The following is a 14,296-nucleotide window of genomic DNA, read 5'->3' on the forward strand; positions in this document are numbered from 1 at the left end:
GCGCTGCTGGACGGACACGGCGAGGTGCCGCATATATATGGTGTGCCCGGCACACCGCGCATGGATATCGCCGACGGAACCTTGTACCAAACGTGCTGAGAGTGCCGTCGACTGGTCAGTTCGCCGCTTGGTACGCCTTGACGACGTCAGCCTGGATCCGGCCACGGCTCGACACCTGCTGGCCGTTGTGCCCACTCGACGGCAACGCCGAACGCACGCTCATCGGCACGTGCGGACGTTCGATGCAGGATCCGCGCGGAGCGGATGCGTCAAAGCTTGTTCGGCCTCACGATATTTCGGGGCCGGAGAGGCGATCTCTGCCCTATACCCTTGTTGGATGTCTCACGACATCACCTTGGCGAGCGTGCTGGCCCACTGCGGCGGCGATCCAGAACAGGCCGCCCGTCAGTTGTCTCGGGCGATCGCAACCGCGCCGAGCGATCCCACGGTCTACGCGGCCGCGGTCCCGCTACTGCCCGGACTCGGCGAGTTGTCCGCCGCCGACCCGAGCCTCGCGCCGATCCTGGCATTTCGCCACTTCCTCGACGGCCGGATGGACGACGCCGCGCTCATCCTCGGTGCACTCAGCGGCATCAGCCCGCAGATCGCGTGGGCGGATGCGCCCTGGTTCTCCGAGACGTCTTTTCTTTCCGGGGTGAGCACCGAAGCCCTGCGCGAGGCGGTGTATCGACTCTTCGACCACGCGGCCGTGCCCGCCGACACCGCCAGGCCCTGGCTGCGGGCGGTCGAGACGGTCACGTCTCGGGCCGGTCTGGGCCCGGAAGACCTAGCCGGAATGGCGATCTCACTTCGCCTATTGGGCCGGACCGACGAGTCGCTGACTTTGTGTGATCGCGCCGACGCCATGGGCCGAACGGTGCTGGCGGAGGTGGTTCGAGCCGGAACGTGGCGGCTGCTGGGAAACCACGAGGAAGCGGCCGCCGCATTCGGTCGTGCACTCGTCCTGGAACCGACGAACTGGTCACTCCATCTCGACCTGTCCGACCTTTACGCAGAGCGCGGCGACCATCCCGCCGCTCTCGCCGCTGCCCAGGCGGGCCTGCGACACGCCCCACACGAGCCCAAATTACTCGCCGCTCGCGCAGCCCACCATGCTCGACTTGCCGGCACCGCAGAAGCGCTTCACGAATTCGAGCGCCTGGCCTCCGACACCGATCCCGCCTACTGCCGATGGCTCCGCGAACAGGCCACCGGCCCAGCCTGAACGACACCGCCGACACAGAGCCAGGCTCCGCGTGCTCGAACCCATGCACGCTCATCGCCATGAGCGGATGCCAGCGGAGGGCGCACACCACCAGGGACACACTGAGATACAGGATGCACACCCCGCTGGATCGACAGAGCCGGCGGGCTGCTCGGTCGGGATGTTCGCGCACTGCGGGCTTGTGGCCTGACGCTCCACAACGCGAACACCCCGACAGCGGTTGGGCCGCAGATTCAGGTGCAACCGGTCGGCACTCGCGCGGCGAACGCAGCCCTTCACGGGCAAGTCGCCGAGCGGCGGGCTACTGTCGTGCGACTGTGAACAGCCCTCGATCGTCGGTGGCCGAGTAGCTCTGTGCCACTCAGCCTTTCGCGTCAGGAGAACAGTCGCGTCACGAACGGCACGCTGTCGGCGAGTGAGGCGAGCATGGCGCCGCTGTGGTCCTTCCCCGCGTAGACATGCACCTCGGGATGTGTTCCGGCCGCGGCCATGTCGGCGATCAGCTTGGCGGTCAGCGGTGCGGGGACATCGGTGTCATCGGTGCCCTGCCCGATGAACAGCGGCCGGTCGTAGCCGGTCAGCGGGACATCCATGACCGACCGCGCGGTCGGCACGAAATCGCCGTCCGCCAGCGGCCGCGACACCAGCTGGTTCAGTGACACACCGGTAGCGCGATCGGCCATCGGGGTGAAGCACAGGGTCTGGGCGTCGGTCACCAGCTGCTTGCCCAGCGGGGTCAGGTAGCTGTCGAGGTCGAAGTCCGGGCGGGCCGCCTTCAGGCCGTTGAACACGTAGGTGGCGTAGGCGGTGATGTGCGAGGACCCGATGGGTGGGGTGTTCGGCCCGATCAGGGTCGCGGCGTCGACGATATTGGAGGCCGGCCCGGTCGCCACCGCGCCGCGGTAATCCAGTTCGGGCGCATAACGTGTCGCGAGCGAGGCGGTGAATACCGTCGCGCCGCCGCCCTGCGACTGCCCGATCGCCACCCACTTCGAGGCCAGCGAGTCGTCCGCGGAGCGGGCGGCGCGCACCATGTCGATGGCGGCGTGCGCCTCCGCGCGGCCGTCGAGGTAGGCGTGCGCGCCGGGGGTACCCAGGCCGATGTAGTCGGTGGCGACGATGGCGTAGCCCTGCTTCATCCAGGTGGCGAGGAACCCCATGTCGCGGTCGGAGCGACCGGTCACCGAGGGCGCGCAGTCGTCGCCGATACCGACGGTGCCGTGCTCCCAGGACAGCACCGGCCAGCCGCCGGGCGGCGGGCTGCCCGCCGGGGTGAACACCACGCCGGTGGACAGCGCGGGCTGATCGGAGGAGTCGCGGGTCCAGTAGGTGAGCTTGCGAGCCGAGCCGGTGCCGTCGATCCAGAGGTCCTGCGCCAGAGCCTCATTGCCGACGACGGCGCCCGGGGCCGCACCCTCGGCGCGGGCGGGCGGGTCGGCCTGGGCGCTGGCGGCGAGCGGCCCGGTGGCCAGCACGGCCGCCGAGACCAGGGTGATCACGATGCGTCGCGTCATCGGAGGAGTCCTCTCGTATCGTCTCGCTTTGGTGTCACAGTGAGACACTTCGGCCAGACTATCCTGAGAAGTGTCACTTTGAGACACCAGGGTGGATATCAGCGACACGAGAGGGCGGGATGACGGCACCGACCGGGTTGCGGGAACGCGAGAAGGCCAGGGTGCGGCGCGAATTGATCGACGCCGCCCTGCTGCTGTTCGAGCGCCGCGGCTTCGAGCAGACCACCGTGCAGGAGATCGCCGACGCCGCCCAGGTCTCGCGACGTACCTTCCACCGCCACTTCCCCGCCAAGGCGGCCGTGGTCTTCAGCCACGAGCAGGACGTCATGTCCTCCCTGCTGGCCGCCTTGGACCGCCGCCCGCCGCACGAGGCGGTCTTCGTCGCGCTGCGGGCCGCGCTGCGCGAGTTCCTGCTTGACGAGGCCGAGGCCGAGCTGCGGCGCCGCCAGGCCGACACCGCCCGGCGGGCGCGGCTGGTGCTGATCACCAATCCGCAACTGCGCCAGGAGAACTTCACTACCGCGGTCGGCCGCCGGGACGCGCTGGCCCGGAGTTTCGCCCGCCGCGGCGGACTGGACGCGGACGATCTACGGGCTAAACTCGCCGCCGCGACCTGCTTTGCGGCGTTGGGGGTGGGGCTCGACGACTGGGTGGCGAGCCCCGATCCGTCCCTCGCCCGCCTCTACGAGATCCTCGACGGCACAATCGCCGCGCTGCAGCACGGTCTCGAGATCCCCGCGGTGGCAAGTGACGGCTGAGGGCTACGGCAGACCGCGCAGCCTCAGGTCTGTCATGTACACCTAGCATGGTCACCTCTCCGGTTGCTTGTTCGTCCACTCGGTTTCACGCGCGAACGACGATCGGCCCCAACCGATTCGACCGGGTCGCGGTCTGGCCGTATTCGCCACTACGACAGCGCCTTTCGCGCTCGATCCGTCAGGCGGGTTGAGCCGTCAGCGGGGTCGGCACCTCGCGAGGCGCCCGGTTGCCTCTCCACCTGGGACTGACAGATCCGTCGAGGGCGGGATGGCTTCGACGGGCCATACGAGGGGTTGATCCGGCGCGTGTTGCGCATGCGGGAAACGAAGCCGGCGCTGGAGATCGGCCGTCGGGGACGGCGCGCCTGCTGCTCGGCGGCAATGCCAATGCCCGCCGCGCCGGCCGCGACGCAGAAATGGCGGTCAACCTCTACGACAGCGAGCCGGAAGGCAGGCGCATGCTCGGGGAATCGCCCTCGCACGAGTCGATCTCGCGACCACGATGCTGACCACGCGGGACTACGCCGATGCGGCGACCCATCTGGAAGCCGCGCTCGACATCGTCGGCAGCCGCAGCACGGACATCATCAGCGGCCGGCTCGCCGAAATGGGACGCACGCTCACCTCGATCCGCCGCACCCCGGCTACAGCCGACCTGCTCGAGCTGATCGCCGCCGCCACACCCCGCCGGTCGGTGCCTCAGATGGAAGGATCCGGGCCATGACGACCATCGCTCTTTTGCATCCCGGCCGGATGGGCGCACCTGTCGCCGCACACCTCGCTCTCGCCGGCAACGACGTCATCTGGCACCCGCCCGGCCGCAGTGCCGACTCGCAGCGCCGTGCTGACACCGCCGGCCTTCGCCCGGTCACCGACCCCGTCGAGTTGCTGTCCGAGGCCGACATCGTGATCTCGATCTGCCCCTGGGACGCGGCCGACCAGGTTGTGAGCATTCTCGACGATCGCAGGTACGAGCCGAGCACCATCTTCAGGGCGCTGGCCGATCCGACATCCGCGCCCACCGTAGTGCTGGTGAACCCCGCCGCGGCAAACAGGTTACGGAGGCGGGAAGCAGCGGGCTCGGGCCCGGACAGGTAGATCCGGGGCGTCAGATCGTTGCTCGGTGGTGCTCCGGAGATGCTTCCGTCGACCACGGTGGCGCCTGCAGCGGTGAGCCGTTCGGCGATGCGGCACATCCTGTCCGGGCTGATCGCGTTGGCGTCGAGGTAGATTCCGTCGAAGGCATGGTCGGCGACTGTGCCGGGTCATGGCAAGTTCTAGGCAAGGTGGACCGCCGCTCTGTGGACGTGCAGTTTCCGGACGTGAAAGTACCCGGCGCCCCGCACGATCGGAGCGCCCAGCGCAGCAATATCAGGTAAAACCGTCGCCATCGTCTCGCGTGACGCGGTCGATCCAGCACCGACAGTCTGCCTCCACGATCCACACCACGGCCACGGTGCCCCGACACATCGGGCCGAGCTACGAGCTGCTACACCGCCATTGGACGCAACAGTGGCCGGTAATGGTTGGTCGAGTGGTTCCGCGCGCCGCGTCGCTACTCGAAAAGGTATGTCTCCCTTCTCGACACCACCAGCGGTGGTCGTGCTGGACCGACTGGACGCGGCAAGGGGGTACCGGCCATTCGGTGAGGTAGTGATTGGGGTACCCGAAAAGTTGTCGGGCAGCATTTCACACTCGATATTTGCAGAGTGAACCCAACGTGGCCCGAACCTGCGGGGACGCAATCGCGAACCATTCGGATCAGTGGCCCTTCCCGGTTTCTTCGCTGGGATTGTGTCGAGGAAGTCCCGGGGTGGGTGTTCCTTGACACTGGGAACGCTGATCGCCGTCATCGGCGGCCACATGCGGGAGCCTATCAACATCTTCTCGACCGGCTCTTCGGAGTCCGGCACCTGTCGGTGTCCCGTCGGTCCGGCGGGTTCGCGATACCCATGACCTGCCTCGGAGCAGCACCCCGCGGCCAGGAGGTCAAGGCCATCGAAGCACACCTCACCGGAGAACACGCATGAGCAGATTCATCATTGCCCCCATCGGAACCCGAGGCGATTTCGCGCCGCTGCTCGACGTCGGATTGCGCTTGCGCTCAGCAGGACACGAGGTCGTAATGGCCGCACACTGCATCTACAAGCAGATGGTCCTCGACACCGGACTCGAACTGCGAATCATGGGTGGAGACGTCGAACCCGACCCCGACGACCCGAACTTCCTCAACCACGAACGCGCCAAATCGCTGGGGCGACCGGACGGGCTGACCTACCTCGGCGAAGGCATGATCGAGGCTCTCATCGACGAACCCGCGGACGCCATCCTGATCACCCCCATCTCGGAGGCCGCAGGTCACGCGCTCGCGGAGGCCAAAGGCATCCCGGCCATCGGTATGCGGTTGGCGCCCCAGTCGGCGACAGTGGAGTTCCCACCGGCCTTGTGCGGCGGCGGATCATTCGGCCGTCACGGCAACCGACGTGCCGCCGAGTTCGGTGCCTGGATGTATGACACCGTCTTCCGGAACACCATCGCCGACATGCGCCGGATGGTGGGGCTGCCGAAGGTGTCGCCGCGGGAACTGCGTCGACGCCGCGATGCCTCGGAATGGCTGATCCTCAACGGCTATTCGCCCACCGTTTCGCCGCGGCCGCGCGACTGGCGGCGCAACGAGGAGGTCACCGGCTACTGGTGGCCGCCCCGCCCCGCCAACTGGGAGCCGCCCGCGGAACTGGTCGATTTCCTGGACTCCGGGCCGGCGCCGGTCTTCGTCGGGTTCGGCAGCACCACCGCCCGATCCGATAAGCGCGAGGAGATGTCGGAGATCGTCACCGAGGCGCTGCGCCGCTTCGGAGGACGGGCAGTGGTCCAGGACGGCTGGCTGCAGCTCGACATCACCGGCGACGACGTGCTCAATATCGGCAGCGTCCCGTATGACTGGCTGTTCCCGCGCATCTCGGCGGCCATCCACCACGCGGGCGCGGGAACCACCTCCGCCAGCCTGCGTGCGGGTATCCCCGCCGCCGGGGTGCCGGGGCAGGCTGACCAGGGATTCTGGGCGCAGCGGCTGATCGACCACGGTGTCAGCCCCGGGACCATCTCGCTGCGGAAGATGAGCGCCGACAGCCTGGTCGGCACCTTGCGCGCCCTCACCACCGACGGCAGCTACCGTGCCAACGCCGCTCGCTTGGCGGCGGGCATCGCCCAGGAGGACGGTGCCGGCGCGGCAGTCAAAGCAATCGAAGACCACATGGCCGCACTCGGAAAGGTCTGAGCCGCCGGGAACCGCCACCAGCCAACAGTTTCCACGCCGGCATCACCAACGTCCAGGCCTCATAGAGTTAGGCCCACCCGGCAATGCAGGTCCGGCCCGGTTTCATGCCGGGCCTGACCTGCTTTCGATTCGCCGACTCCACGTTACCCACGGTTTCGATTCGATCTCTCATCGAGTCGTGGAGTCGTGCGGTGTGGCCGACCTACGGGTCGTCCCGCCGAACCTCTCCGGCTTCTGAATGTCCTTGAACCCGGGCAGACGCATGACCGAAGTCGTTCCGACGTCGATCCGTTGCAGGCTCTGCAGGTGAGAATTGATCTGGCGCAGTTGTTTCGAGCCCGTCGTGAAACGACTCGGGGGGCGGGCCTTCGGTCCCGCATCAGCGGGACCTTCCGACCAGAGGGCCGGTGGCTGTGGGGCGATCCTCCGATCGGCGGGCGGGACCCGGCGCAGTCGCCGTTCCACCGGGAAGCCCGAGTGCCGAACGATCACAAGCGGTGGCCAGGTCGGTAGCGGTGACGATCCCGGTGACCCGGCCGGCAGCGTCGACCGCAACGATCGCGTCGAGCTTCGGGCGCAACACGACTCGGGCAGCGGCGTCGGCGAGCAGGGTGTCCTCGGTGACGACTGCCCCAGCGGGCAGCGCGCGGCCGACCGCATCCAACGTCGTATCGGACCGCCGAGCCGGCGTGACCCGCGCGAGATCGGCCCACGCGACGACGTCGACAGGACGGCCGGCGTCGTCGACCACGGGAAAGACGCGGTGTCTGCTGTGTGCCACCGTGGAATTCAGCAGGTCGGTGACTGTCCAGCGAGCGGGTACGACCGACACCGGAGTGCTCATCACATCCCGGATCCGGGTGTCGCCCAGCCGGTGTCGCATCCCGGCGATCGCAAGTTCGCCGTCGGCCGAGGTCTGCAGGAACCAGCCCAGCAGCCCCAGCCACAGCCCGCCGAGTTGCCTGGTCGTGACCATCTCCGCGATGCCGAGCAGGATCAGCCCGACACCGAGCGCCCGCCCGGCTCGCGCGGCGGTGGTCGCCGATCGCAATCGGTCTCCGTTACGCCACCACAGCGCCGCGTGCAGCACCCGGCCGCCGTCGAGCGGTGCCCCGGGCAAAAGATTGAACACCGCCAGCGCGGCGTTCATCACGGACAGCCAGAGCAGGGCCGCGACGACGACACTGCCCGGCGCGGCTGACTGCGCGGCCGCCGCGGCGAGAAAGGCCAGGACCGCGATGCCGAGGCTGGTGAGGGGGCCGGCCAACGCTACCTTCAGTTCGGTCCGCGCATCCGGTGGTTCATCGGTGAGCTCGGACATTCCACCGAGCAGCCACAATATGATGCGGTCGACCCGAACTCCGTTGCGGCTAGCCACGATCGAGTGGGCGAGCTCATGGGTGGCGAGGGCGCCGAGCAGCAGGACGGCGGCGGTCGCTGCTGCTGTCCAGACCGCGATCCGGCTACCGTGCCCGTCGAGGTCGGCCGCCAGCACCACCGTGAACAGCGCCAGTGTGACGAGGACCGACCAGTTGAGTCCGACGCGGATTCCGGCAATGCGTCCCAGTGGGATGGTCCCCCGCAACATATCGTGCTCCTGGATTGTCGCCGTGCCGAACCGGCGGCGGTCGGCGGGCGTTGCTAGTGGGTCGGGCGGGGACACAGGCTGCGCCGGGTCCCGCCGATATCATGTGCGGTGGCACCGACCACGAAGGAGAGACCAAAGCCCCCGGTGGCGATGGCCTTCGTAAGCTCTTCCGAGGGAGACTCCGAAGCGACGCTCGACGCCGACGGCGATATCGGTAGGTATCGCGAAGTTGATGTTCTCCGCGGTGGTGAACACGTTTCCGCCCGCAGCGGCAGCGGCCAGGCCGATCACCCGGCAGCGCCCGCCGACCGTCGGTGCCTGATGACGGTAGGCGGGCGTTGCCCCGGGCGCGACAGTGTCGTGCCACCGCGGCCTGGTCACGGTGTTCGGTCAGCTCTCCTTCGTCTGCTCAGCGGTCTTGCCGGCCTCGGCGGTTCGTTCCGCACGCTGCGCTTTGATGTCCGCCTGCCATTTGTCGAAGTCGGCCCGCATCACATCGATCTGATGTTCGAGGGCTTCCCTGGTCTCCGACCACCAACTCTGCGCGGCCTCCCGCAGTTCCGCCGTCGTCATTCCGAACTCGTCCCTCTCTCGCTCGAGGGTCGCGCCCAATTCCTTCTGCTGAGCCCGCAGCGCGGCGCGACTCTCTTCCCTCGCAGCGGCTGACGACTCTTCGAACTGCTTGACTCTGGCCGCGAGATCCATCAGCGATTCCGACAACGGTTTCATACTTCTTGCCCTCCAACTATTCGATCCTCGGGGGATCCTCATCATCAAGCGTGGCTTCCCCGCCCAGCTGAACCAAGGGCAGAACGTCCTCTGGTATACCCCGATCGATGCCGATTTCGGCCCGGTCCCAGATGCCGAAGGGCTCTGCACGGAGATCACGGAATGCACGGACCTGGGCGTTCCGTTTCCTCCCTTGCGGGCCGGGTCGAGTCTTGCTGAGGCCTCCGGTATCGGTGCACACAGATGCCGATCCACAGCAGGCCTTCATCGCAGCCCACAGCGCGGCGACGAGACGTCGTATCCGCCGCTGCGGCCCGATCGTCCGGGAGCCCAAGGTAATCAGGAACGGACCCTCGCTGCCGACCAGGTGGCTACATCCCCTCTGCGAGGGGGCCGGATGGCCCTCCCGATATCAGGTTAGGGCGCAACCCTGGAACTCGCGGGCCGTACACCGGCGGCCCGGGCGCCGAAGGAGACCCCGATGAGCAGCACCACCTCGCACTCCAGCTATCACAACCGGCCTGGCGAGAGCCTGGGCGACATTCTCAGCCTTCCCATCGTGTTGTTGTTCCTGGGCGGCGGTCTGTGCGCAGCGCTGGCCCTGGTCACCGCGGCCGAAAGTGCCTACGGGTGGGCGACGCTGGCCGGCATCGGGGCAGCGGTGGGCCTGTTCGGCTCGTTCGCGGTTACCTACGTCGAACACGAAAAGCTGCGCCGCCGCAGCGAGAACCCGTTCCGGCCGCCGTGGGCGACACGATAGGAAAGCGCGGTATGCGGGCGGGCCGAGCGCGGTCCACGCGGACGGCACGCCCATCCCGCCGGATTCGTACTCACTCGAGTTCCACCGGCCCCGCAGCCGTGCCGGGCTGCGACGAATCCTGTTGAAGGGACTGCGGAACACGTCGGTCTCGCTGATGCTCGCATCAGGGGTCCCGGTCCATATCGTCGCCGCCTGGCATGGCCATGGCCCATCGATCTCACTGTCGACCTACAGCGCGGCCCAGCCCGAGGATCTCGTAGGCGTCTGGGGCACCGGTCTACGATCTAGTGTCCATCCGTTCCCGTCTGTCCAGGTCAGAGGTACTCCCACGTCGGGCCTGTCGTCACTCGTCCAGCCAGTATCATCCTGTCTCGGCAGGTTCTTGGCTGGATGAAAACCGCGGCAGGCCTGGTAAAACGACACATCGGGGGCGAGAGACCACCGGTGATCTCGGACCACAGCGCCGACCCGCGGTCGGAATGATGAACCAGCTGCCCGTCGCGCACGTCACGCGTCCAGACCGCGTACTCCAGCGCGCCCAGCACCAATTCGGTGTCGCACCGGTCCGAGCACGCTGGGCCGAGGACTAACCTCGAGCAGTTGGCCGATCTGCTGACCGTCACCGACCTCGAGGTCCGCGGGCCCTACGCGGCGAGCTCGCTGGACTGCAAGGACGTTCGCGCTCAGCATCACTGGGCCGGCGCGCACCGCCGGTACCTGGCCGGACGGCGGTCCTATTCGGAGCCGGGCACCGCATCCCCCGTCGACGTCTCGAGCTGTGCCTTCAGTTCGGACGGCGCGAACGACGTCCGAAGCGGCTGCGTGGACACGACACGCCGCGACGGCGGTGGACCCGCCGGGTCACCGTGGCGGGGCTTGCCAGGCTGGTGCTGCTTGTGCGCGGGGTGGTGTTTTCCGGCGTTGCCGGTCGGCACCGCGATCCGGGACGTGGCCCGCTCGGACGGAGGCGGCGGTGTCCGGTAGGCGGTGACCGGATGCTCAGGCGCCTTCTTGCCCGTGTGGACCGGTTTCTTGCCCGTATGCGCGGGGTGCTTTCCCGTGTGGGCCGGCGGCTTCGCGGTATGAGTCGGCTTCCCACTGTGCACAGGAGTCTTCGCGGTATGAACGGGCGACTTCCCACTGTGCGGCGACTTCGAATTGTGCGTCGGCGGTTTCGCTTTCGCCGCCGCGGGTACCTGGGTCGGCGGTTTCGGCACGACCGGCGGCTTCGGCGACGCCGGCTGGGCATTCGGATCCGGCGCCGTCGGCAACGGCAAACCGTCGGCCAGTCGGCCGACGTCGTGCTCGTAGTCCCGTACCGACCCGATCACGCTGGCGAGAACGTCATCGAGACGGCGATAGAAGTAGTCCTCGGTGACCTTGGACAGCGTCGGGTCGTAGTCGGTCCACACCCAGTGGGCGGAAACCTTCGGACCGACGGACTCCAGTTCACCCGCCAGTGAGTTCACGGCGGTCTGAATGGCACCGAAGTGGGTGTCGTTCGCCAGCGAAACCTGCCCCGCGGTTGCCTGATAGGTCTTGTCGATCGTCTCCCAGTCAGTAGCCTCCTGGCGTTTGGCGGCCAGGTCGTCCTGGAATGCGGTCTGTGCCGCGCCGCTCAGCCCGCTGGTCAGCCCGGCTTCCAGGTGGGCGTGAATATCGGCCAGGCCCTGGCCTTTCAGCCCGTCCTTGACGAACGGCACGACGAGCGGCTGATTCCGGCCCATCATGTCCACCAAGGTCTGCATCTTCCACGAGGTCGCGGCGATGTATGCCTTCAGCGCATCCGAAGCATTGGCGGGCACGGGCAGGATAGGGGTCCAGGTGCCGCCGCCCGCGTGTTTTGCCGGATCCTCCGGCTTCGCGAGGCCGAAGTCGATGGTGCCGAGGAGATTCTTGCCCGGGTCCCGCTTGTTCCCGTCCGGACTGTCCCAGAACCTGAGGGTGCCATCGTTTCCGAGTTGCACGGCGCGAGGTCGAGCGTCACGGGTGAGAACACCGCCTTTGTGATAGTTCTCGTCGCCGCTGTAATTGGAATTGCTGGACCACACCGCATCGGTACCGTCCGGTTTGTTCGAATTGGTGAAATTAGCGTCTGCGTCGTCCCGAGTCGTGTAGAGAGCCAGATTGCCGTCGCGCTGGAATCTGAGCGTTGCTCCTGTATTGCTCTTTCCGTCGACAACGATCGTGTTTCCGTACAGGATCTTGGTATCGCCCTGCGGCCCGGTGACGATCAGACGGCCGTCGTTCTGGAACGACAACCGGTAGAGACCGTTCTGCGATACCAGAGAGTCACCGGGATGCATATCGCCGATACCGGAATCGGCGTCCGACAACGATTGGGTGTCGTCACTGTTGTGTTCCGTATTGAGCAGCGTGTCACCGAGACTCGGGCTGTACTTGTCGTTCGGCGATACGGAGGTTGCCGAACCATCGCCCTGCGCGGCATCGCTCACGATTCCACCACTGCGCCCGGCATCCCGCCCTGGTCGTCGCCCACGAACGTGACCCCCACATCGAAGCAGTTCCCACCGGCGGTGGCGTGCCGATCGGCCAGATCGCACAAAGCGGGCTGCCGCACGCCGACATAGTATTGATGCACGCGCAGCGCCATGGAATAGGCGGCCTTACCGTACATGGCCTCGAAGTTTCGCAGGAAGTCGGCGGGCGGTGCCGCCCATTCCCGAATACCGGACGCAACCGTGTGGTGGTGTCTGCCCATCTGGTGCCACCATTCCGGATCGACATTCAGCGATTCCATCATCGCCCCCTTCGAAGAATATCGAATCGAGGCATGCAGTCGGCGATGTGACGCGTCCCACAGCCTCGGCTGATGGCGCTAAGGGTACGCCGCGGCGGAATTACCCCGAGGTCCCCCTGTTCCCAATCTCGAGGAGTTCCCAGCCCCGGAGTCGGAATCGGCTCACAGCTTATTCACAGTCAAGTATTCGAAGCATTCGATCGTGCCGCCCTGCTCGGTGTGCGGGTGCCCCCGCATCAGCTCATGGAGGGCCTCGGCATTGTCGGCCTGCATGATCGAGAAGCCGCCGATTCCGGGTTCGGCGCCGGGCGAGGCGGGCACCAGCGGCGAGCCGAGGTCGACGATGGCATGGCCGACGCGGCCCACCCAATCCATCCAGGCCTGCATCGGCGCCAGAATGTCCGCCGACGACGGGATGCGGCGGTCTTCGAGTGTCTCGATCTCCACGAGCCAGCCATCCTCGATGGGTTCCACGCTGGTGACGCCCTGGACGTCCTTCGAAGTCAGACGCACAAGGCGTTCCACCGCTACTGCGGCCGCGCGCTCTGCGGTCAGCGCCGGCTGTTCGTCCGACGCCGGACCAGCGTCTTCGGAATCGTCCGAAACGGTATCGCGCGCCACGTCGTCACTCCTTCCGGTCTATCGCCAGTCTTTCTCGGAGCTGGTCATGCGATCCAAGACAGCTTGCTGCGCTTCCTGGGCCTCTTCCGGGGACAGGTCGCCGGTCGCCGCGGCGCGGTCGATCTCCTCGAGCTCGCTCCGCAGCGCCTGGGGACTACGCAACTGCTGTTCGACCTCATCTTGGATCAGTTCGCTCACCCAGATCACGCCACGAACCGGTGCGATGGGCAAGGAGAATATCCAGGCGAACAGACCCATATCTCACTCCTCGGGGACTCGCTTCGTGACGAAGTCGTAGGCCGCCATCGGGCCGAGCAGGTCCAGTTCCACCCGGCCGTCCCAGTCCGCCATGAGCTGGCGCAATGCTTCTTCCAGCTCATTTCGGCGGGCCGATTCGACCAGCACCGCGAGATGGACGGCGTCCTCCTCATTGCTCGGTTCGCGCTGGTTGACCAGCGCTTCGAGTTTTTCGAGTTCGGAGATCACCGTGGCGGTATCCTGGGCTCGCTTGGCCTCGATAGCCTGATTGATCAGCTCACCCAACGCGATTCGCGCATTGCGGGTGGCATCCTCCGGTTTGCCGTGGATTTCGTCCTTGAGGCGGTCGGCTTCGGCGTTCTCGTCGAGCAGTTCCCGCAAGATCGCGTCCTCGACATAGCGCATCGGCTTCGTAGAAGTGGTTGATGCGCACCACCTTAAGGTCCAAACTTCCGCCACTTCGGTCGAATACCATTGCTTCGCCGATCCTGGGTAGCGGGTCCGGAGCAACGTCGAAGTAGACGCTGCCGACATCATCTACCCAGCCTTCCGTCGGCGATTTCCGTGTCACGTTGAGTGAATACCCCGTTTCCGGGCAATGCGTTCGGTGCTATTCATAATGGGATTCTTCTCCCGTGTGGTCGGTGTGGATTCCGGCGAGCATCGACTCGACCTAGGTGTACTGACCTGAGAGGTTAGGAACGCGGCTGGCTGGCGGGTGTCCACCGAGTGCGGTGTGGCCGCGGTGGTGATTGTAAGTGTGCAGCCACTCGGCGAATGTGGCCCGACGCTCGGCCTCTGACCG

General features: G+C 66.8%; 16 protein-coding genes. 6 read left to right on the forward strand and 10 right to left on the reverse strand.

Annotated elements, in window-relative coordinates:
- Nucleotides 1-115: 115 nt before the first annotated feature.
- The gene (locus EBN03_RS19095) at nucleotides 116-223 is read right to left on the reverse strand and encodes an Lsr2 family DNA-binding protein (RefSeq protein WP_122189400.1); all 108 of its coding nucleotides are present in this window, start codon (nucleotides 221-223) and stop codon (nucleotides 116-118) included.
- Nucleotides 224-337: 114 nt separating this feature from the next.
- Here EBN03_RS19095 and EBN03_RS19100 point away from each other — a divergent pair, with 114 nt between their 5' ends.
- A complete protein-coding gene (locus EBN03_RS19100; RefSeq protein WP_122189401.1) occupies nucleotides 338-1,225 on the forward strand; it encodes a tetratricopeptide repeat protein in 888 nt (295 codons plus the stop codon).
- Between the two features lie 374 nt (nucleotides 1,226-1,599).
- Here the strand turns inward: EBN03_RS19100 and EBN03_RS19105 are convergent, their stop codons facing one another.
- Complete coding sequence (locus tag EBN03_RS19105; RefSeq protein WP_122189402.1) at nucleotides 1,600-2,739, reverse strand: alpha/beta hydrolase; 1,140 nt, start codon at nucleotides 2,737-2,739, stop codon at nucleotides 1,600-1,602.
- A 119-nt stretch (nucleotides 2,740-2,858) separates the two neighbouring features.
- On the opposite strand from EBN03_RS19105, the gene EBN03_RS19110 reads away from it, so the two are divergent.
- The 4 genes from EBN03_RS19110 (at nucleotide 2,859) to EBN03_RS19125 (ending at nucleotide 6,774) form a co-directional block, all read left to right on the forward strand.
- Nucleotides 2,859-3,497 carry a TetR family transcriptional regulator gene (locus EBN03_RS19110; RefSeq protein WP_122189403.1) on the forward strand — a complete coding sequence of 213 codons (639 nt, stop codon included), beginning with the start codon at nucleotides 2,859-2,861 and terminating at the stop codon, nucleotides 3,495-3,497.
- Between the two features lie 502 nt (nucleotides 3,498-3,999).
- On the forward strand, nucleotides 4,000-4,221 hold the full coding sequence (locus EBN03_RS19115; protein ID WP_122189404.1) for a hypothetical protein: 222 nt from the start codon (nucleotides 4,000-4,002) through the stop codon (nucleotides 4,219-4,221).
- Complete coding sequence (locus tag EBN03_RS19120; protein WP_122189405.1) at nucleotides 4,218-4,595, forward strand: NAD(P)-binding domain-containing protein; 378 nt, start codon at nucleotides 4,218-4,220, stop codon at nucleotides 4,593-4,595. Before EBN03_RS19115 ends, EBN03_RS19120 begins: the two co-directional genes overlap by 4 nt.
- 928 nt (nucleotides 4,596-5,523) lie before the next feature.
- A complete protein-coding gene (locus tag EBN03_RS19125) occupies nucleotides 5,524-6,774 on the forward strand; it encodes a glycosyltransferase (RefSeq protein WP_122189406.1) in 1,251 nt (416 codons plus the stop codon).
- Nucleotides 6,775-7,153: 379 nt separating this feature from the next.
- On the opposite strand, the gene EBN03_RS19130 is transcribed toward EBN03_RS19125, so the two are convergent.
- On the reverse strand, nucleotides 7,154-8,362 hold the full coding sequence (locus tag EBN03_RS19130; RefSeq protein ID WP_122189407.1) for a site-2 protease family protein: 1,209 nt from the start codon (nucleotides 8,360-8,362) through the stop codon (nucleotides 7,154-7,156).
- Nucleotides 8,363-8,752: 390 nt separating this feature from the next.
- Entirely contained in the window at nucleotides 8,753-9,091 is a 339-nt protein-coding gene (locus EBN03_RS19135; RefSeq protein ID WP_122189408.1) for a hypothetical protein, read from the reverse strand.
- Nucleotides 9,092-9,572: 481 nt separating this feature from the next.
- Here EBN03_RS19135 and EBN03_RS33790 point away from each other — a divergent pair, with 481 nt between their 5' ends.
- The gene (locus EBN03_RS33790; protein WP_147471637.1) at nucleotides 9,573-9,851 is read left to right on the forward strand and encodes a hypothetical protein; all 279 of its coding nucleotides are present in this window, start codon (nucleotides 9,573-9,575) and stop codon (nucleotides 9,849-9,851) included.
- 734 nt (nucleotides 9,852-10,585) lie between these two features.
- On the opposite strand, the gene EBN03_RS19145 is transcribed toward EBN03_RS33790, so the two are convergent.
- From EBN03_RS19145 to EBN03_RS19170, 6 genes are all read right to left on the reverse strand, one after another.
- On the reverse strand, nucleotides 10,586-12,307 hold the full coding sequence (locus EBN03_RS19145; RefSeq protein WP_122189409.1) for a hypothetical protein: 1,722 nt from the start codon (nucleotides 12,305-12,307) through the stop codon (nucleotides 10,586-10,588).
- Nucleotides 12,304-12,615: a hypothetical protein gene (locus EBN03_RS19150; protein ID WP_122189410.1), complete on the reverse strand. Its 312-nt coding sequence runs from the start codon at nucleotides 12,613-12,615 to the stop codon at nucleotides 12,304-12,306. The genes EBN03_RS19145 and EBN03_RS19150 overlap by 4 nt, the downstream gene beginning before the upstream one ends.
- A 159-nt stretch (nucleotides 12,616-12,774) precedes the next feature.
- Nucleotides 12,775-13,233, reverse strand: coding sequence for a gas vesicle protein GvpO (gvpO, locus tag EBN03_RS19155; RefSeq protein ID WP_122189411.1), 459 nt, complete (start codon nucleotides 13,231-13,233; stop codon nucleotides 12,775-12,777).
- Between the two features lie 18 nt (nucleotides 13,234-13,251).
- The gene (locus EBN03_RS19160; RefSeq protein WP_122189412.1) at nucleotides 13,252-13,491 is read right to left on the reverse strand and encodes a gas vesicle protein GvpG; all 240 of its coding nucleotides are present in this window, start codon (nucleotides 13,489-13,491) and stop codon (nucleotides 13,252-13,254) included.
- A 3-nt stretch (nucleotides 13,492-13,494) separates the two neighbouring features.
- Nucleotides 13,495-14,028, reverse strand: a complete 534-nt coding sequence (locus EBN03_RS19165) for a GvpL/GvpF family gas vesicle protein (RefSeq protein ID WP_122189413.1) — start codon at nucleotides 14,026-14,028, stop codon at nucleotides 13,495-13,497.
- A gap of 136 nt (nucleotides 14,029-14,164) precedes the next feature.
- The coding region (locus tag EBN03_RS19170; protein ID WP_147471638.1) for an integrase core domain-containing protein at nucleotides 14,165-14,296 on the reverse strand (132 nt) is incomplete at its 5' end.

It is taken from the genome of Nocardia stercoris, assembly GCF_003696265.1.
GTDB classification, from domain to species: Bacteria; Actinomycetota; Actinomycetes; order Mycobacteriales; family Mycobacteriaceae; genus Nocardia; species Nocardia stercoris.